This is a genomic window from Mesorhizobium sp. RCAM 05104 (assembly GCF_059683645.1).
On record NZ_CM185033.1, the window covers coordinates 2720796 to 2739737 of the forward strand.

The window sequence follows — 18942 nt, forward strand, 5'->3', positions numbered from 1 at the left end:
GGCGGACGGGCCCGGCGAAAAGCCGGCCGCCGCTGTTAGCGGGTGAGATCATAGGAATAGTCCGTCACGCCCGTCTCGCTCGTCTCGCGATCGAGCTTGTCGAAGATCTTGTCGAGGATCGTCGTCAGCACGCGCAGCCCGCCCTGGTAGCCCATGAGCGCAAAGCGATGGTGATGGTGCCGGTCGAAGATCGGAAACATCAGCCGGATCAGCGGCGTGCCGGTGTCGCGCTCCAGATACTTGCCATAGGAATTGCCGATCAGCAGGTCCACCGGCTCGGTGAAGAGCAGCGAGCGCATCGCCCACAGGTCCTTGCCCGCCCAGACCTGAGCGTCCTTGCCGAAGGGCGAGGATGCAAGCAGTTCCTTCATCTCGGCTTCCCACGCCGAAGTGCCATTGGTGGCGAGGCAATGTGTCGGCTCGCCACCGGTTTCCATGACGAAGCGCGCCATGGCATGGACGAAGTCCGGATCGCCGTAGATCGCGTATTTCTTGCCATGCAGCCAGGACTGGCTGTCAGCCATGGCGTCAACCAGTCGGCCGCGCTCCAGGCGGATTGTCTCAGGGATTTCCTTGCCGGAGATCGCCGAGAGCTCCATCAGGAATTCGTCGGTCGCCTGGACCCCGAGCGGGTAATGGAACGAGGCCGTCGCCTGTCCGACCTGCTCGCAATATTCCAGCGTTTTGCGGGTGTTGTAATACTGCAGCGAAAGTGTCGCCTCGGCGTTGAGCGCCTCCTTCACGTCTTCGATGTTCGTGCCGCCGTCATACATGCGGTATTCGCCGTCCGACGGGGTGTCGAACTGGTCAGAGGCGTCCTGGATGAAGGTGTAGGACACGCCCATCAGGTCAAGCAGGCGTTTGAGTTCCCGGTTGTTGCCAACGCAGAAGCCGTCGAAGCCCGGAATGATGTTGATGGTTCCCTTGGCTTCCGTGCGCTCCTGGCCTTTCCAGAAGTGCTCCAAAATGCCTTTGACCATGCCGTCATAGCCATCGACATGGCTGCCGACAAAGGCTGGCGTATGGGCAAAGGGCACGTCGAAGTCGCGCGGGACCGAGTTTTCGTCCTTGGCGTTCTGGATGAAGCTGTGCAGGTCGTCGCCAATGACCTCCGCCATACAGGTGGTCGAGACAGCGATCATCTTCGGGTCGTAGAGCTGGTAGGTGTTGGCGAGCCCATCGACCATGTTCTTCAGGCCGCCAAATACCGCCGCATCCTCGGTCATCGAAGAGGAAACCGCTGAAGCAGGCTCCTTGAAATGGCGCGACAGGTGCGAGCGGTAATAGGCCACGCAGCCCTGGCTGCCGTGGACGAAGGACATGGTCCGCTCGAAACCCGCGGCCGCAAACACGGCACCCAGCGGCTGGCAGGCCTTGGCGGGGTTCACGACAAGCGCTTCGCGGGCGAGATTCTTTTCGCGGTATTGCCACGTCTTGGTGAACTCGCGCTGATCGGTAACGATCTGATCGGCGTGCGGACATTCGAAATTCAGCTTCTTCTCGGCAAGCATCTGCCTGTATTCCGGCTCGCGGAACAGGGGGGCGTGGTCGAGAACTTTTTCAGCCGACTGCGGCATGGGTGGTTACCTCTTTCATCTGGGCGCCATACGGCAGCTCAGGGACGTGAAGACGTTTCAGGTCTCCCGCGGATCACGCGGCCACGGGCGTTCGTCGTCTCCCTGGGGAGACCAGGCCAAGGTCAGGTGTTACTCGGCAGCCATCGCTCGCCCACGGCTCGGGCTTGTTTTCCAGGGGGCCTGGTACAGGCCCCAGACCGGATTGTTGATGGCAAGGTCCACGTCGCGGGCGAAAATGGCAAAGCCGTCATAGCCGTGATACGGTCCTGAATAATCCCAGGAGTGCATCTGACGGAACGGTATGCCCATCTTCTGCACCGGGTATTTTTCCTTGATGCCCGAGCCGACAAGATTAGGGCGAACCCCCTCGATGAACTTTTCCAACTCGTAGCCGGTCACGTCATCATAGATGAGCGTGCCATTCTTCACGTAATGGCCCGTGCGCTGATAGTCGTCGTTGTGGGCGAACTCATAGCCGGTGCCGACGATCACCATGCCGAGATCCTCGTAGGCGGTGATGACGTGACGGGGGCGCAGGCCGCCGACATAGAGCATCACGGTATTGCCTTCGAGGCGCGGCCGGTACTTGGCAATGACCGCATCAACGAGCGGTCTGTACTTGGCGATGACCTTCTCAGTCTTCTCCTCGATTTCGGGCCCAAAATGCTTGGCTATGTTGCGCAGAGAGGCTTCGATCTGGGAGGGGCCGAAGAAATTGTACTCCATCCAGGCGACGCCATACTTTTCCTCCATGTGCCGGCAGATGTAGTTCATCGACCGGTAGCAGTGGATGAGGTTGAGCTTGGCCTTCGGGGCGCGCTCGATCTCGGCGAGGGTCGCGTCGCCCGACCAGTTGCCGACCACGCGCAGCCCTATCTCCTCGAGCAGGATGCGCGAGGCCCAGGCGTCGCCGCCGATATTGTAGTCGCCGATCACGTTGACGTCGTACGGGCCGGCCTCGAACTCCACGTCCTTCTTCTCGAAGACCCAGTCGCGGATCGCATCGTTGGCGATGTGATGGCCCAGCGATTGCGAGACGCCGCGGAAACCCTCGCAGCGCACCGGCACGATCGTCTTTTCGTGCTCCTTGGCCTTGTTACGGGAAACTGCTTCGGTGTCGTCGCCAATCAGGCCGATCGGGCATTCGGATTGCACGGTGATGCCATTGTTCAGCGGAAACAGTTCCTCGATCTCGTCGATGATCTGTTCCAGCTTCTTGTCGCCGCCGAAAACAATGTCCTTCTCCTGGAAATCGGAGGTGAACTGCATTGTCCCGAACGTGTCGATGCCCGTTGTTCCGACGTAGTAGTTGCGGCGCTGCGACCACGAATATTGCCCGCAGCCAACCGGGCCGTGCGAGATATGGACCATATCCTTGACTGGACCCCACACCACGCCCTTTGAGCCGGCATAGGCGCAGCCGCGAATGGTCATCACACCGGGAATGGACTTGATGTTCGATTTGACGTCGCATTCGGAAAGGACCTCGCCTTCCTCGCCAGCCTCGTCCCCGCTCTTTGCGACGCTGAGGTGCTTTTTGCGGCGCTTCGCCGCCTTGTCGGGATATTGCGACAGCACCTCCTCGATAAGCTTGGCGTGGAGAGCACCGTCATTCTCGTAATCCAGGCTCATGGGACCCCTTTCAAGGTATCTGGTGACGCTTCACCGACGAGGCGCCGTTCTTTGCAAGGCGGCCAGCTCAAGGAGGGCCCCCAATATCGGTCGTTACTGGGCTGCCGCCTTCGCCGCTTCCTTGGCCTGAAGCTCGGCAAGCATTTGCTCGTCGGTTTTCATGATGCCGAAGTCGAGCAGCATGTCCTCGAGCTCCTCCATCGTGATCGGGGTCGGGATGGTGCCCTGGCCAGAATTGGCGTGGATCTTCTCAGCCAGCGCCCGGTATTCGCCCGCCTGCTTCGAATCCGGCGCATACTGGATCACAGACATCTTCCTGAGTTCGGCGTGCTGGACGATGTTGTCGCGAGGCACGAAATGGATGAGCTTGGAATTGAGCCTGGAAGCCAGTGCTTCGGCAAGGTCGAGCTCGCGGTCGGTTTGGCGCTCGTTGCAGATCAGGCCGCCGAGCCGCACGCCGCCCGAATGGGCATATTTCAGGATGCCCTTGGCGATGTTGTTGGCGGCATAGAGCGCCATCATCTCGCCGGACATGACAATGTAGATTTCCTGGGCCTTGCCCTCGCGGATCGGCATCGCGAAGCCGCCGCACACCACGTCCCCGAGCACGTCGTAGGAGACATAGTCGACATCGTCATAGGCGCCGTTCTCCTCGAGGAAGTTGATCGAGGTGATGACACCGCGGCCGGCGCAGCCGACACCCGGCTCCGGGCCGCCGGATTCCACGCACTTGATCCCTCTGTAACCTACCTTGAGCACGTCCTGGAGTTCGAGGTCTTCGACCGAACCTTCCTGTGCCGCAAGATGCAGGACCGTATCCTGCGCTTTCGAGTTCAGGATCAGGCGGGTGGAGTCGGCTTTCGGATCGCAGCCGACGATGAGGATCCTCTGCCCGAGGTCGACAAGGGCGGCGAGCGTATTTTGGGAGGTGGTGGACTTGCCGATGCCGCCCTTGCCGTAAAAGGCGATCTGACGCAAACCTGACATTATAGATTTCCTTCCTTCGTTCCATCCATCGCGGCTGCCCGCGACATAAATGCCGATGGGCAGCTCTCGCCGCCTCGCACCAAAGGGTTTCAAGACTCGTGCCAACTTTTCCGATGCATAGCTAACTGGGATCTTCCTTTTTCTTTTCAGCTGGTTAGCTTGGGCTCTAACAAGTGCTCGCTGCCAGATAAATGATGGTAGGAACAAGCCGTGTAGCGGACCCGACAATGCCCGACACAAAGCGTCAGCTTCGAGCCGCTACCAGAAGTTGGGCCTTCGAGTCAGAGCCAATTTTGGCTGCCTAAAGGCGGCGGGCATAGCGACCGGCTTTGCGTCGTTCCCGCCGCGCAACATCAGACGTGCTCGGAGCTGCTTGCGCATGGCTGGTTCGAGACGGACGGCGACGTCGGCATGGAACGGCCTGACGAGTTGCCTCCCGACGATGACATCCTCGTCCGGCACGGAGAACCGGCACCGAAATTGCACGCCCCACTGTCACAACATGTCGGGCAGCGACGGCGCGCTTCTGGCTTTAATTCGGGTCATCGCAGCCAACCCATGTTGCAGCGCAACGCAAACCTGGCGAGCATATTCATGACCGGATCCACGACAGGCTTCATGAAGGCTGTTCTGCACGGCCCAGAAAAGCCGGATCAACGGTCTCGTCCCGCATGGGGTGCGGTCATTTCGCTTGCCTTGGGCACCTTCGGGCTGGTGACGGCAGAGTTTCTGCCTGCCAGCGTGCTGACGCGGCTCGCGCATGATCTCGGTATCACAGAGGGCGTCGCTGGACAGACGATGACAGCGACGGCGATTGCTGCGGCGATCTCGGCGCCGACGATGGCCATCATCACAAAGCGCCTGGACCGCAGGATCGTCCTGTGGGCGATGATGCTGCTTCAGATCCTGTCCAACATTCTGGCGGAAGTCGCGTGGTCGCCGACGGTCTTCCTGGCGGCACGTGTCGTGCTCGGCATTGCGCTCGGAGGCTTCTGGTCGATTTCGGCATCGCTAGCCATGCGGCTCGTTCCAAATCACCTTCGTATGCGCGCCTCCCATCGGCGCCTATCTCGGCCACATCTGGGGATGGCAGGCGCCCTTCATGATCACCGCGGTCGTTAATGCCGTTACACTGCTTGTGCAGTTGGTAACGATGCCGACGCTGCCTCCCGTTGAAATGGCTGGATTCCGCAGTCTGCTGGATGTGGCCAAAAATCCGACCATCAAGGTCGCACTTTTGGTCGTACTGCTGGTCGCTTCTGGGCACTTCGCCAGCTTCACCTACATCCGGGCCTTCCTCGGGACCAATCCCGAGCTCGATATCGAGGAGATCTCGCTACTATTGCTCGTTTCTGGCATAAGCGGCTTCTTCGGCAGTTTAGCCGGAGCATTCCTGGCCAAACACAGTCTCAAGGCGGTCGCGGCCCTGCCATCCCTGCTTATGGCGATAGCCGCTATCTCGTTGCTGATGCTTGGAGCATCGACCTTTGCCTCGGCGATTGCGGTTTCCGTATGGGGCTTTGCCTTCGGTGCGGTGCCGGTGGGGTTGCAGACTTGGATGGTGCTGCGTGCCGTTCCCGAGCAGGCCGAAAGCGCCGGCGTGCTGATGACCTCAGCGTTCCAGGTAGCCATCGCAGCCGGCGCGATTTTCGGCGGACTACTGGTGGATGCTTCCGGCGTCACCAGTGTCTTTGCCTACACCGCGATTGCCACATTGCTTGCGGCCCTCACAGTGTTCCTATTCGGCCCGAAACGCGCAACCTAACCTCCTGATGGGAGAGAAGCTCAGCGCTGAGGTGGAATCGCACCAGCCGCGCGACGCGGTCCTGCCCCCGATACTTTTTCGATCCAGGCCTTCGTCTCGCCTATCGATAGGCCACATGGATTGCGGCTACTGCCCTTTCCGCGTGGGGCCGACCAGGCATGGACCAGCGCCGGCGCCTCGCCGGCCTTCACCGTCCGAGACTACAGGGAGCGATAGCGTTCGGCCGGGGTTGGTCAGGTTGCGCAGCCCGGCCGAGCGCGGATCGCGTTTGCCAGCTGATGGGTGAATACGCGCGGTGGCGCTGTCACATTGTTTGAAGCGTGGACGCGCGGAAGCCCACAGCTGTTTTCAGGCAATCTGCAACGCCGCGGCCTTCCATTCTGCCATGGCATTGAGGCGGTGAGTTCGGATCTGCGTGGCGGACCTGTTTGAGCGGGAGGGGACAAAGAGATTGCGTATGGCGGAGAAGACGGAGACGAAATGCTGAAGGGAGCCAATGCTGGAAGCCTTGCCGAATTCGCTCCGGCTTTCGAAACGGCAGGTGAGAGTTCTCCGCCCGGTTGTTGAGGCCCTTGTGCGACCGGTGCTCGATATCGGGCATGACCTGACGTCTTGCCGCTGAATAGGAGCGCAGCTTATCGGTGACGATACGCTTCGGCGACAGGCCTTGCTTCTTCAGCAGACGAATGAGCAGACGCCTGGCCGCCTTGGTATTGCGGCGGGTCTGCACGATCTCATCCAGCACATAGCCGTCCTGGTCGACGGCGCGCCACAGCCAGCACCGCCTGCCGTTGATGCGCACGGCTACCTCATCAAGATGCCAGACATCGTCTTTCGATGGCGCCTTGCGGCGCAGGCGACGTGCATAATCGGGACTGTGCTTCTTTCCCCAGCGGCGGATGGTCTCGTAGGAGACGACGATCCCCCGCTCCAGCAGCATTTCTTCAACATCGCGCAGGCTCAGCCCGAACCGGTAATAAAGCCAGACGGCATGAGCAACGATTTCGATCGGAAAGCGATGGTTCTTGTAGGTGGCGCATGCTTCGACCATGCCAACCTGACTTATCGTCAAACCGTTAAGCCAAAATCAATGTGACAGCACCTGCCCCCGTCATCGCACATCGGTATCCACGCTTCGTTAAGTTGACGATGCCGTCGCGGTCGAACGATCAGTGGGATGGATCGCTCTCTCGATCTGACATGTCGCCGTCCGTCTCGCCGCCGGTCTGTGGGTCGTCGGGCGACGGATCAGCCCTCGTCCTTTGGTGCGAATGTCTCGTCCAAATGGTAGCTCAGGGAATGTGCGGATGCATCCATGATTTGGATGATCCCGATCCAAACAATCAATTTGTTCAATTTATCAGCCTTCGCGAAAAGCTGACTGCGGTCCCACAGCGTTGCTGGCGCACATACGCACGCAGGAGGCGCCTCAGGTACTCGACAGCGTCCTAGTTGCGGCCCGGGTAATCTGGGTGCGTTCAACGCGCGGGGCCCGTGCATTGATGGGTAGCTGCTCTGCGCGCGCGATTGTCCAGCGTTCAGAATTGGAGAAATCAATTTGCGACCAAGTAAGAGACTGGCCGGACTGGCATTCTTGATTGTAGTGACTGCACCGCTATCTTCGAACGCCGCCTCGCCCGAGAGCATTTTGGGCGCCCTAGCGGAGGCATACCAGAACAATTCTTCTCTGAATTCGTCCCGCGCCAATGTCCGCGTCACGGACGAGAGCGTGGCCATCGCCAAGTCAGGGTGGCGCCCGACGATCGAGGGTTCCGCGAGCATCGAGCAATCCAGCAGCCCTGTTAACGGGAGGAATAAAAACGCGCATACGACAACCGGCAAATATGGCGTCAAGATCAAGCAGACGCTGTTTGACGGTTTTCAGACTAGGAACAACGTCGCCGCCGCCGAATCGCAGGTCAAAGCTTCGGTCGAAAGCCTGCGCAACACCGAAGAGAACATCCTGTTCAAAGCAGCCCAGGCCTATATGGACGTCGTTCGTGACCGGCAGAAAGCGGTGCTGAGGCATCAAAATGTGCGGTTCCTGACCGAGCAGGCGCGAGCTGCGCGTCTGCGCTTCGAGGTCGGCGAGGGTACACGTACTGACGTCGCCCAGGCCGACGCCTCGCGCGCCTCTGCCGTGGCGCAATTGGCCGCCGCCCGTGAGCAGCTCCTGGTGAGCGCGGCGACCTACCGTCAGATCGTCGGTCACGAGCCGGGGAAGCTCAGGGCCGCTTCGCCGCTGTCGAAGCTGTTGCCGCCGAGCCTCGATGCGGCAATCGTGACTGCATCGAGCCAACACCCCGCCATCCTGGCCTCGGAGCATCTGGTTGACGCGGCAGCGTTTTCGGTGAAATCGGCCGAAGGTGCGCTGCTGCCACAGCTTTCCGCTTCCGCCGGCGTCTCGAGCGCCTATAGCAACACCTCGCCTATTGCCAGCCAGCAGGACGGCACGACCAATTCAGGCAGCATCGGCGCGACACTGACCATACCGATCTATTCGGGTGGCCGCACTTCGGCGCTGGTACGACAGCGCAAGGAATCGCTCGGTCAAGCCCGGATCGATATCGATGTCGCCCGCGATCTGGTGCGTCAGCAAGTGACTGCGGCATGGACGACGTACACCGCAGCCCGGCAAACCCGAGCAGCCAACAGGCAGGTGATTGCCGCTGCGCAGCTTGCCTTGAATGGCGTCATGGAGGAGCGCGACGTCGGCCAGCGCACCACGCTCGACGTTCTCAACGCTCAGGCCGCAGTCATTACCGGCAAGATCGATCAGGCCAAAGCCGAACACGACGTGGTGGTGGCGAGTTATGGCATCCTAAAGGCAATCGGTCACCTATCCGCCGAGCGTCTCAACCTGCAGGTGACAAAATACAGGCCGGAAGAACACTACAACGATGTCAAGGACAAGTGGATCGGTCTACGCACGCCGGACGGGCGATAAACCGCCCGAGGAGATGTACTCATATACCACCTGGGGTACTGTCGAGCACTTGTAGGTGAGAGCGCAAATTGCGACGATGTTGCCACATCATAGTTGCGACTGCAGCTCCCGCCATGACAACCCCCAATTGAAAAGTTCAGTCACATCCAGGAGCGAAAGCGATATGCATCGTCGTAATCTAATCAAAGGGTTCGTTGCACTCGGCGCGTGTCCCGTTTGCGCTGAAGCCGCGCGGGCGGCCAGCACCCATTGGGGATATGCCGGCCCGGTCGGACCCGAACACTGGGGCGATATGGATAATTTCGTCTGCTCGGCGGGCACGCAGCAATCGCCGATCGATATCAAAGGCGCGGTCAAGGCGGATATTCCGCACATCGCCATAGGTTGGCATAAGGGCGGCGGCAAGATGGTGAACAACGGCCACACCATTCAAGTCAACCTGCCGCAAGGCAGCACGCTCACCCGGGGGGATCGTGTCTACGAACTGGTACAGTTCCATTTCCATGCGCCGAGCGAACACCACGTCGCAGGCAAGAGTTTTCCGATGGAAGCGCATTTCGTCCATAAAGACACCCGTAGCGATACTCTGGGTGTGCTGGGCGTGTTTCTGACGCCAGGCGCGACAAATGCCACCTTTGCCAGCCTTGCCGCAGCATTTCCCGCAATCTCAGGCGAGGAGACAGCGGTCGACGAGGTCGACCCCAACGGGCTTCTACCGGCTTCGCTTGGCTACTGGACATACGAGGGATCATTGACGACGCCGCCATGCACCGAGAACGTCAAGTGGATGGTTGCGACGGAACCGGTTGAGATCGACCCAGCAGACATAGAGCGATTTACCTCGCTCTATCCGTTGAACGCGCGGCCTATCCGTTCACCCAATCGGCGCTTCATCCTAGGCCTCGGCTGAGGTCCCGCCCACCGTCACGGGGTGGGGCCTGGCTGACGCTGTATCGACGTCTGCTTCAAATATCGTGGGGATGTGCTCCGCATCGCAGAGGCCCTTTGGGAGCTCGGCCTCACCTTGGAGCGGACCAAGAGCAAGTTGGTCGAGTTTGGTCGGTCGCGCAGCGACAGGCGGGCAAGCGCGGAAGGAAACGCCCGGAGACGATCTAGTTTCTGCCTGACGCTGTACTGCACGCGTAACCGCGTCGATACCGTTGGTGTAGTCGAGCCGGCCGACCCCGGTTGCAAGCTTCGCGCCACTGCGTTTCTTCTGCAGGGAACGAGATATAAGCGTCCTGTTTCCCAAGCGACTCCGAAGCATATTGTGCGACTGGGATCGATGCCGATCGGAACACTTTTGGCAACGCATCTGTACCAGTCCGAAAGGATCTGTTGCAACCTTTTGATTACCAGTGCTGTGGCAAGGAGCCTTCGATCATTTCGGAGGTTGCAATGTTCAAAGGCCGCCAGCGACCAATCCGTGAGGTGCTGTCACATTGATTTTGGCTTAACGGTTTGACGATAAGTCAGGTTGGCATGGTCGAAGCATGCGCCACCTACAAGAACCATCGCTTTCCGATCGAAATCGTTGCTCATGCCGTCTGGCTTTATTACCGGTTCGGGCTGAGCCTGCGCGATGTTGAAGAAATGCTGCTGGAGCGGGGGATCGTCGTCTCCTACGAGACCATCCGCCGCTGGGGTGTCAATGACCACGGAATCGGGACCCTGTTTTTTCGCGCAAAAGGTACGAAAATCACCCCTCAAACAGGGTCCTCATTCCATGAAAAATCACAGTGGCGATCAAGCAGGCCCGCTCGTTCTTTCCCTTCCCCCTGCTGGGCGTAGATTTCGACAACGACAGCGCCTTCATGAACGAGTTCGTCGTCTCCTGGTGCCGAAGTGAGGACCTGGAAGTGACGCGCTCTCGTGCCTATCGAAAGAATGACCAGGCGCATGTGGAGCAGAAGAATGGCGCCATCGTGCGTCGCCTGGTGGGGTATGGTCGGTTTGTCGGCGCGGAGGCAACAGCCGCTCTTGGTCAACTTTATGCTGTGGTGCGGCTTTACGGCAATCTGTTCCAGCCGTCATTCAAGCTTCAGGAGAAGACGCGGATCGGCGCTCGTGTGATCAAGCGCATCATCCGCCAATTCCGCCTGCGGCCCGTGTCCTTACACATCCGGGTGTGGCCGAGGCCAACAAGCAGCAGCTACAGGCGATGATGGAAACCGCCGATCCCGTGCTGCTGTTTGCTGGTCTCCGCGCCGCGCAGGCGGAGCTTGGACGGCGGGTCGATCGTCGTGGCCTGAATGCGAAGATTGAGGAGCCGGCCGTTATCGATCTCCAGCGCTTCACCGCGAATCTGAAGACGGCCTGGAAGAGTGGCGAGACCCGACCAACGCATCGGCGGCCGTATCGGCGGACCAAACCCTATCCGAAGAGGCCCAGCATGTACGAGCCGTTCGAGGCGCAGATCAAGGCATGGCTCGACGAAGAGCCGGCGCTGTCGGCAGCAAGTGTGTTGCTACGCCTGACAAAGATCGACCCGTCGCGCTTCAAGGAAAGGAACCTGAGAATGGTGCAACGGCTTGTGAAGGCCTGGCGCATGGAAATGGCTGGGCTGATCATCCTCGATGGCGGCTGGATGAAGAGCTGGCCCCATCGCGCTCGGTAACATTCCTCGCTGAGGCAATAGGGGGGGGTCAATTTCTCATTTCGCCCGACACCAGGGGCCGAAATGGATCGGCAGCATCCGCCAACCGCAACCGGAGCGGACCAGGTAGCGCACGGCGTTGACCACCTCCCGGAAATCAACCTCGCGCGGACGGCCGCGACGCCCAGGCTTGGGCATCAGCGGTGCGAACTGCTCCCACTCTTCGTCCGTCAAATCAGACGGGTAGCGCTTGGTCTTCTTGGCAATCTGGGCCATCCGCCCACGGCTCTGCTCTGTCCACATCAACAGCTTGAATCATAACCAAGCCTCAGACGGAACCCATAGCCAGCCGATTTTCAAAACAGATGGGGTGATTGGGGTCTCGGCCGAGCCAGATGATGGCGGCTGCTCCTGTCGAAATGTGAAAACGTGGTCGATGTGAGTCGCCACAAACATTTGGAAGGAGCAGCCATGAAGTACTTTGCCGGACTGGACGTGTCTTTGGAAGAGACCTCTATTTGCATTGTCGACGAGACTGGCCGGATCGTGAAGGAGGCGAGAGCGTTGAGCGATCCGCAGGCGTTGTGTGAAGCGCTGAAGGGGACCGGCTTGCCGCTTGAGCGGATCGGCCTGGAAGCGTGCTCGCTGACGGCCTGGCTTCACGATGGACTGCACGCCGAAGGCTTGCCGGCGACCTGCATCGAGACGCGGCAGGCCAATGCGGCGATGAAGACCATGCCCAACAAGACCGATCGCAATGACGCCCGCGCGCTGGCGCAGATCATGCGCACCGGCTGGTATCAGCAGGTGCACGTCAAGAGCCGGCAGTGCCGGCTTTGGCGCTCGCTGCTGGTTGCCCGCCGCACGGTGCTGAACGAGATGCGTTCGATCGAGAACGTGGTGCGGGCGATGCTGCGCGAGGCCGGCGTCAAACTGGGCTTGCCGTCGCGCAGCGCTTTTGCCGGCCGCGTGCGGGAACTGGCCGGCGCCGACGCCCAGATGATGGCGATGGTCGAGCCGCTGCTTGCGATCCTCGCCGTCATGCTGGGAGAGTTCGCCCGCCTGACCAAGCAGGTTCTCGATATCGTGCGCAAGGAGGAAGTCTGCCGGCGGCTGATGAGCGCGCCGGGCGTCGGGCCGATCACCGCGCTTGCCTTCCGCGCCACGATCGACCGGCCGGAGCGGTTCGGCTCGTCGCGGGCGGTAGGGGCGCATCTGGGGCTGACGCCGGCGCGCTACCAGTCCGGCGAGACCGACATCCAGGGAAGGGTCAGCCGCTGCGGCGATGAACTCGCCCGCACCGCCCTCTACGAGGCAGCGCATTCGCTGCTCGTGCGATCGAAGAAGTGGTCGAGCCTCAGGGCCTGGGGCATGACCATCGCCAGGCGCCGGGGCATGGCGCGGGCGCGGGTGGCGGTGGCCCGCAAGCTGGCGGTCATCCTGCATCGCATGTGGGCCGAGGCAACCGAATTCCGCTTTGGAAAGGAGCCTGCCGCGGTGGCGGCGTGAACCGAGGCCAATCAAAGGAACACGCAACACGAACAAAGCCTTCGCCCGAAAGGGCGATGCCCGGATCGTTCCGTGGGGACGATGGGCGAGGCGATCTCGTTGAGAGTCCCGAACCTGCCGGCCAAAACTCGGCAAGGTCGTGAAACAGATTGAGACGCCTCGCTCTCCTGACCCCATCATGCGGCGGCCAGAGCGCCGACCGCGAAGAGAAGCGAGTGACCCACGGAACGGTCCAGAAAAAAGTGCAGGAGCATCTTGACCTCAACGACCCCAATCAGAGAAGCCTCTAAGATGGGCAAGACGCCCGAAAGGGCCTCACGTATGCGGCACTTTCGGGCCGTGCAAGAGCTCAACATTAAGAATCCAGCGCAAGGCGAACTCTGGCCGCACAACATTAGCCGCAGCAGTCACTCTCATCTTCTTCGGCTCCTTGTCTTTTTAAGGTTTTCTCACTGAGGCCGACAAGGCGCCTATTGAGACGGCTCGACAATGTTCGAGTGTCGCCGAAGACCATCTTCACATCCTCGCGCGAGACGACATCACCGCCATCCCGTGCCAGGCTCCGTTGAGCCAAACGACGGACCATTTCCTTGACATAGGCCGCGGTGCTGTTCTCCGAGCGTGCAACGGCGTCCGCCACCGCTCCGTTTTCGAAGACGAGCGCACGACCGTACAGCGCGATCAGCCGCTCGCGGCAACTGGCGTCGGGAAGCGGTATCTCAATTGCTTCGTCGACGCGGCCCGGGCGCGAGGCGAGCGCGTCCTCAATGTCCTCCGGCCGGTTAGTCGTCAGCAAGAAGAGGATATCTGTGTTTGGTTCAAGACCATCCATTTCATTCAACAGACGGTTGAGCAGACGTTCGGCTTTCAGGCTATATACGTTTTCTCGCGACCGACCCATCAGGTCGACGTCCTCCAGCACGACGATGCTCGGCTGAAGGGTGCGGGCCAACGCGATGTAGAACCCAATCGCCGCTGTCTGCTCAGCCGTAACCAGAACGGTAGTGCGTCCGGGCAGGTTGGCAGAAACATAACGGATGACGTGTGTCTTGCCTGTGCCAGGGGACCATAAAGCAGAATACCCTTTTGCGCGTGTTGGCCGAGGCGCTTCAACCCCTCTCGGTGTCGATCAAGGTCGAAGATGTTGGCATCAAGACGCGCCATAGTTGCCTCCGAAAGCACGACCTCGTTCCGGGGTACGGCAGGAAGGCGATGAACCCGCATCGCTCCCGGCATCCCGGAGTTAAATGCATCGTCTTCAAAAGAGAGAACCTTGTTGCGGTAGTATTGCGAGCTTTCGCCTGCCGCATGGATTTTGCCAAGAAATCCATGCGAGAAGGCGCAGGCCTGCTCGCCCGGCAGATAAGCGATTTCCACTTGAACCGTTCGGCCGCCCCAGCGGTCAAAAAACTGCGACAGGAGGACCGCCACAGGCTGTTCGCCGATAAGGAATAACCACAGGCCATTGTGCAGTGACGCGTAAGGCACATCTTCGCCGACATCGATGTCCTGATATTGCAAGGGTGTCAGCGCAACGACGGTTCCACCCTCGCTAATGACCATGTCCGACAACTTCATGGCATCGAACTCGTCCCGCTGGTGGACGCCGACGAGCTTGGGAGATAAGGGCGCAATCTGCTCTTCAATGACCGTTTGAACGTCCGGCAGCAAATGGGCAGCAAACTTTCGGCGCGAGCTAGCGAGACCTGTCAGATCATCGGTTTTGAAATGCCGATTTAGTGCCTGCCAGGCATAGCGATCAATATGGGTCACAGCAAATCCTTCAGTTGAGTTGAGCGGAAGATCAATGCGCTCTTCATCAAGTGTCGTTAGGGGCAGCCGAGGCTCTCCTCGAATTTTGCAGACGTCCCACCGACAAAGATCATGGAAGCAATTTGCGTGCCCGGTTGGCGCTCCGTTGCGTTCTGCCGCTTCCCACCAACCAGCGGCGCTTCTTGGCGACCTTTTCGGTCGGCCTTGCGACAATTCTAGTCCAGTTTCCGACACAAGAGGTTTCGATAGAGACGCTCGGCGAGACTAATTGGAACGCCAGCATGTACCCGAGCCGAATTCGACCTCATCGACTCTGGACAATGGCGCTTGCCGAAGAGCGGCCGGCGATGATTGCTGCGACCGGCCTGCGTTCACGTTAGTCGCGGGGCAGACACACTGTGCAATCGCTGTGCCGGCTGATGCGGGGTATTGCCTGGGCTTGCGCTGTCTGGTCCGTCCTTTGCCAGCCGGTGCCGGAAGCGTGAATACCCGCTCTACACAGGACTTTTGTCCAGTGTGATGACGTGACGGCTCTGGCGCGCAGCACCGGGTTGGCGAAGACGTCGTCCCGAAGCGATAGCGCTGGTGCAGAAGCAGCTTCATTGGAATGGCATGCCGCTTGCACCCTTCTGGTTAGAGCCCATCAAACCACGAAGAAGGCGACTACCATGGCTGACGCGCGAAGCTCCAAACGATCGACAAAGCCGACGGCGGCCGTCTTCGCTGAAGACCGGGACATCGTCCGGTTTGGAGATCCGTCCTCGGAAGCGGCTTTGCAGCTGGGGTCCGATGTCGAGACGCCAGATGATGCTCGCGCATTTGCCAGACATCGGTTTGCATCAGCATGTCAGTGGCCAAGAGGCGCCTCAAAGTTTCGGCAGAGCCCACGTCAGCCGGAAACAGGCAAGTCCAGCCAATACGCTGAACCAGTTCAGCCACGCCGGTCTGTGGCGTGGAGACTCACATTTGCGACTCATACGCTCATCCCGCTACTGGTCATTTCCGGTTGCCAGGAGATTGACCCCGGCTATGAGGAGTGGGTGATCCATGCCGGCTCCGGCGCCGTAGTCGCGGCAAGACAGATCGAGCCGCTCGAAGGTGCCCTCATCCCTCATATCGATGCCCTTCGGGTGAGAAAGATCTGGAGCCGGACCGTTCCCATGGATCGGGAGCCGCGTCCCCTCATCCCTCACGTCGATGCCGTTCGGGTGAGGAACATCTGGAGCCGGGCCGTTCCCATACACCCTAATGGGGAAAGCATCGGGAGCGCCGTCGGCATCATGCCCGGCACAAGACCCGCAGTTCGGTATTGCGCCAGCCCCCGCAAGAATCCAGTGCCAGTTTCCTTTAAAGGAGAAAATTGATGACCGGTCAAAAGAAGGTTCCCTTCGTCACGTTTCTCACGCGTGTTCGCGATGATTCAGTCCAGGGCCCCAATCCATACCGCTGGGAAGAAAGAACATCCGACGACTACTTTGCCGGCAAACGGGTCATCCTGTTCTCGCTGCCTGGCGCTTTCACCCCGACCTGTTCGACCTACCAACTGCCCAATTTCGAAGACCTCTACGAGGAATTCAAGAAGGAAGGAGTTGACGCGATCTACTGCCTCTCCGTCAACGATGCCTTTGTCATGAATGCATGGGGGAAGTCCTTGGGGCTGCAGAAAGTCGAGCTGATCCCGGACGGTTCAGGCGAGTTCACTCGCAAAATGGGCATGCTTGTTGCCAAGGACAATCTCGGCTTCGGTATGCGCTCCTGGCGCTACGCGGCTCTGGTCAATAATGGCGTGGTGGAGCAGTGGTTTGAGGAGGAAGGTTTCTCCGACAACTGCGAGACCGACCCCTATGGCGTCTCATCCCCGCAGAACGTCCTTCAAACATTGAAGGACGCAGCATGACCTGGTGCCGAAGATGTGCAGCTGCGTTTTGGACGACACTTGCACAAGGGCAAAGCTCTAAAGCGGCGCGCCCGGTGAGGTCATTCAAAGGTCACGCGCAAGCGTCGACCTGTGAGAGATCGAACTAGCCGCGGTCAAGAGCTTCTTAGACAGGAATACCAAGTGACCATAAAATCGTCATTCAGCCTACTTCAGAAACAGTCTCTTGCATTATCGCCTCAACTCATCGAGTCGATTCGCATGCTGCAACTGAACATTCCCGAACTGCATCAGTTCGTGGAGCAGGAGCTCGAGAAAAATCCCCTTCTGGAGCATCCGAAGGGGTCCCGGGATCTGCCCAGGCAAAGGAAATCGAGCACCGCCTTCGAGGAGTTTGTCGCCTTACCCGAAACGTTGCACGACCATGTCGCTAGTCAGATTTCCTTCACCGCCTTCACACAGCACGAGCGGCTGATTGCTAATGTGCTTGCGGGTCATCTGGATGACACTGGTTATCTTGGGGCAAGTGCTTCGGAGCTGGCCGGGAAGCTAAACATCCCGCTGGCCGATGTGGAACGAGTTTTGGGTATCCTGCAGCACCTCGATCCGCCGGGAATTTTCGCACGATCTCTCGGCGAATGTTTTGAGATACAGCTGCGCCAGCGAGACCGGTTCGACCCGGCCATGGCGGCTTTGATTGCCAACCTTGACGTGCTTGCGCGACGCGATTTTCAGACTTTGAAGGAGCGTTGCGGCGTCGATGACGAAGATCTTCTCGACATGCTGCAGGAAATCCGTGCGCTCGCCCCCAAGCCCGGAAACGCATTCCACTCGGGCGCGCCGGAAGGCATCGTACCGGACGTCTGGGTCACGCCCTCGCCCGGAGGTGGATGGCAGATCGAGCTTGATCCGAACACGCAGCCCAAGGTGCTGATCAACCACACTTATCTCAAGGAGGTTTCATGCCGAGTCGCCAAAAAATCGAAAGACATGATATTTCTCAACGAATGCTTGAAGAACGCGACCTGGTTAATCCGCAGCCTCGATCAGCGTGCCAAGACGATCGTCAAGGTTTCGACCGAAATCGTGCGCCAGCAGGATGCCTTCCTGAAATATGGCGTCGCCCACCTACGGCCTCTCAATCTCAAGGCGGTCGCTGACGCGATCAACATGCACGAGTCGACTGTAAGCCGGGTGACGTCGAACAAGTACATGCAAACCCCACTCGGGGTGTTCGAGCTCAAGTACTTTTTCACTGTCGCGATCGCCTCTTCCGAAGGCGATGTCGCGCACTCCGCCGAAGCTGTCCGCCATAGGATCAAAGCAATGGTCGCCGAAGAATCGTTTGATAACGTGCTTTCGGACGATGACATCGCTGACCGGCTCAAGGAATACGGCATCGATCTCGCTCGCCGCACCGTCACAAAATATCGCGAGGCGATGAATATCCCCTCCTCGGTACAGCGGCGCCGGGAAAAACGCTTTTGGCGCAATCAAGGCCTCAAGGCCTCGTGACGAAAAGCGGCTCTTAAACCGATGTGACGCGTTCTTCACATTCGCCTTCCTCGGGGCCGAAGCAATTTTCGAAATCACTGCATTCCCGACAATTGGGTGCAGTGCACAGCGAAAACCCTTCGGCCTCGCAGAGTTTGCGGTAAAAGTACTTCTTCCATTTCATGTTTTGGGTGTTGCCGGCCGCCAGCGTTGGAAAGTGCGTGGCAAGAAGGCGATTGAGCTCGGCCCGGTCGAGAAGCCCAAGGTCCTGCCACAGATGGCCATCATGCATGGCGCGCCGGGCGAGTATCTTAGCGAAGCGGGCGCTCGCCGGGTCGCTCGGCCGGGCATGTGCCAGTAGCAGGCCGCGCAGAAGTTCTTCCTCCATACCGGGCTCAGGATCGCTGACGTCTTCGGAGGCGAATGCTGCCATCGCGGTACCGGGGAAACTGCGGGGCAAGACCTCGCGCAACTCGGCATGGGAAAGGCCTGTTGACTCCGCCGCTGTCGCCTTGCCAGCCTCGACCTCCTTGAGCGCACAGGAGAAGACGCAGGCAAGCACATGTTCGTCGAACTCCTTCTCCGGCTGGATCGTGGGCCATTGGCCGGCGCCGATACGCGCATCGTTTTGACCGGACATGGTTCCGTTCTCCTGGTCTGTGCCTTCACGCAGCACTCTGCCGTGCGCAACATGGGTCAGTCAGTCTTTCGGGCACACGTGTGCGCAGGCTCGACCCCAATGGAGCGGTCGGCGAGATCGACCGCCATGATCATGCAATTGAGTTC

The 18942-nt window shown here is 59.7% G+C and carries 13 protein-coding genes and 4 pseudogenes; 9 read left to right on the forward strand and 8 right to left on the reverse strand.

Annotated features, from left to right (window positions below; all coding sequences use genetic code 11):
* Nucleotides 1-35 precede the first annotated feature (35 nt).
* The 3 genes from nifK to nifH all read right to left on the reverse strand — a co-directional run bounded on the left by nifK (nt 36) and on the right by nifH (nt 4196).
* Nucleotides 36-1577, reverse strand: coding sequence for a nitrogenase molybdenum-iron protein subunit beta (gene nifK, locus AC56QP_RS13485; protein WP_489859506.1), 1542 nt, complete (start codon nt 1575-1577; stop codon nt 36-38).
* 129 nt (nt 1578-1706) lie between these two features.
* Nucleotides 1707-3209 carry a nitrogenase molybdenum-iron protein alpha chain gene (gene nifD, locus AC56QP_RS13490; protein WP_489859505.1) on the reverse strand — a complete coding sequence of 501 codons (1503 nt, stop codon included), beginning with the start codon at nt 3207-3209 and terminating at the stop codon, nt 1707-1709.
* 93 nt (nt 3210-3302) lie between these two features.
* Nucleotides 3303-4196 carry a nitrogenase iron protein gene (nifH, locus tag AC56QP_RS13495; RefSeq protein ID WP_013533491.1) on the reverse strand — a complete coding sequence of 298 codons (894 nt, stop codon included), beginning with the start codon at nt 4194-4196 and terminating at the stop codon, nt 3303-3305.
* Between the two features lie 594 nt (nt 4197-4790).
* Between nifH and AC56QP_RS13500 the strand changes: the two are divergent.
* Nucleotides 4791-5961: pseudogene (locus tag AC56QP_RS13500) on the forward strand (MFS transporter).
* A 348-nt stretch (nt 5962-6309) separates the two neighbouring features.
* Here AC56QP_RS13500 and AC56QP_RS13505 read toward each other — a convergent pair.
* A pseudogene (locus AC56QP_RS13505) lies at nt 6310-7012 on the reverse strand (IS6 family transposase).
* A 543-nt stretch (nt 7013-7555) separates the two neighbouring features.
* Between AC56QP_RS13505 and AC56QP_RS13510 the strand changes: the two are divergent.
* The 5 genes and pseudogenes from AC56QP_RS13510 (at nt 7556) to AC56QP_RS13530 (ending at nt 11525) form a co-directional block, all read left to right on the forward strand.
* Nucleotides 7556-8908: a TolC family outer membrane protein gene (locus tag AC56QP_RS13510; RefSeq protein WP_497100475.1), complete on the forward strand. Its 1353-nt coding sequence runs from the start codon at nt 7556-7558 to the stop codon at nt 8906-8908.
* Nucleotides 8909-9071: 163 nt separating this feature from the next.
* On the forward strand, nt 9072-9818 hold the full coding sequence (locus AC56QP_RS13515; protein ID WP_497100474.1) for a carbonic anhydrase: 747 nt from the start codon (nt 9072-9074) through the stop codon (nt 9816-9818).
* 572 nt (nt 9819-10390) lie between these two features.
* Nucleotides 10391-10552 (forward strand): annotated as a pseudogene (locus AC56QP_RS13520) (IS6 family transposase); the annotation flags it as partial.
* 95 nt (nt 10553-10647) lie between these two features.
* Nucleotides 10648-11073, forward strand: coding sequence for a hypothetical protein (locus AC56QP_RS13525; RefSeq protein ID WP_497100473.1), 426 nt, complete (start codon nt 10648-10650; stop codon nt 11071-11073).
* Complete coding sequence (locus tag AC56QP_RS13530; protein WP_497100472.1) at nt 11070-11525, forward strand: hypothetical protein; 456 nt, start codon at nt 11070-11072, stop codon at nt 11523-11525. Before AC56QP_RS13525 ends, AC56QP_RS13530 begins: the two co-directional genes overlap by 4 nt.
* Nucleotides 11526-11576: 51 nt before the next feature.
* Here the strand turns inward: AC56QP_RS13530 and AC56QP_RS13535 are convergent.
* Nucleotides 11577-11807: pseudogene (locus AC56QP_RS13535) on the reverse strand (transposase); the annotation flags it as partial.
* 168 nt (nt 11808-11975) lie between these two features.
* On the opposite strand from AC56QP_RS13535, the gene AC56QP_RS13540 reads away from it, so the two are divergent.
* Complete coding sequence (locus AC56QP_RS13540; protein WP_497100471.1) at nt 11976-13013, forward strand: IS110 family RNA-guided transposase; 1038 nt, start codon at nt 11976-11978, stop codon at nt 13011-13013.
* A 394-nt stretch (nt 13014-13407) separates the two neighbouring features.
* Here the strand turns inward: AC56QP_RS13540 and AC56QP_RS13545 are convergent, their stop codons facing one another.
* Together AC56QP_RS13545 and AC56QP_RS13550 are read right to left on the reverse strand one after the other, a co-directional pair.
* A complete protein-coding gene (locus AC56QP_RS13545) occupies nt 13408-14031 on the reverse strand; it encodes an AAA family ATPase (protein ID WP_497101043.1) in 624 nt (207 codons plus the stop codon).
* A complete protein-coding gene (locus tag AC56QP_RS13550) occupies nt 13914-14786 on the reverse strand; it encodes a hypothetical protein (protein ID WP_497100470.1) in 873 nt (290 codons plus the stop codon). Before AC56QP_RS13550 ends, AC56QP_RS13545 begins: the two co-directional genes overlap by 118 nt.
* 1363 nt (nt 14787-16149) lie before the next feature.
* Between AC56QP_RS13550 and AC56QP_RS13555 the strand changes: the two genes are divergently transcribed.
* Entirely contained in the window at nt 16150-16683 is a 534-nt protein-coding gene (locus AC56QP_RS13555; RefSeq protein WP_497100469.1) for a peroxiredoxin, read from the forward strand.
* 168 nt (nt 16684-16851) lie between these two features.
* Complete coding sequence (rpoN, locus tag AC56QP_RS13560) at nt 16852-18177, forward strand: RNA polymerase factor sigma-54 (protein WP_497101042.1); 1326 nt, start codon at nt 16852-16854, stop codon at nt 18175-18177.
* A gap of 13 nt (nt 18178-18190) precedes the next feature.
* On the opposite strand, the gene AC56QP_RS13565 is transcribed toward rpoN, so the two are convergent.
* A complete protein-coding gene (locus AC56QP_RS13565; RefSeq protein ID WP_497101041.1) occupies nt 18191-18796 on the reverse strand; it encodes a nitrogen fixation protein NifQ in 606 nt (201 codons plus the stop codon).
* Nucleotides 18797-18942 lie beyond the last annotated feature (146 nt).

Coding starts and splice junctions, on each gene's coding strand:
- nifK (WP_489859506.1), bottom strand. CDS start 1,577: ATGCCGCAGTCGGCTGAAAAAGTTCTCGACCACGCCCCCCTGTTCCGC.
- nifD (WP_489859505.1), bottom strand. CDS start 3,209: ATGAGCCTGGATTACGAGAATGACGGTGCTCTCCACGCCAAGCTTATC.
- nifH (WP_013533491.1), bottom strand. CDS start 4,196: ATGTCAGGTTTGCGTCAGATCGCCTTTTACGGCAAGGGCGGCATCGGC.
- AC56QP_RS13515 (WP_497100474.1), top strand. CDS start 9,072: ATGCATCGTCGTAATCTAATCAAAGGGTTCGTTGCACTCGGCGCGTGT.
- AC56QP_RS13530 (WP_497100472.1), top strand. CDS start 11,070: ATGATGGAAACCGCCGATCCCGTGCTGCTGTTTGCTGGTCTCCGCGCC.
- AC56QP_RS13540 (WP_497100471.1), top strand. CDS start 11,976: ATGAAGTACTTTGCCGGACTGGACGTGTCTTTGGAAGAGACCTCTATT.
- AC56QP_RS13555 (WP_497100469.1), top strand. CDS start 16,150: ATGACCGGTCAAAAGAAGGTTCCCTTCGTCACGTTTCTCACGCGTGTT.
- AC56QP_RS13565 (WP_497101041.1), bottom strand. CDS start 18,796: ATGTCCGGTCAAAACGATGCGCGTATCGGCGCCGGCCAATGGCCCACG.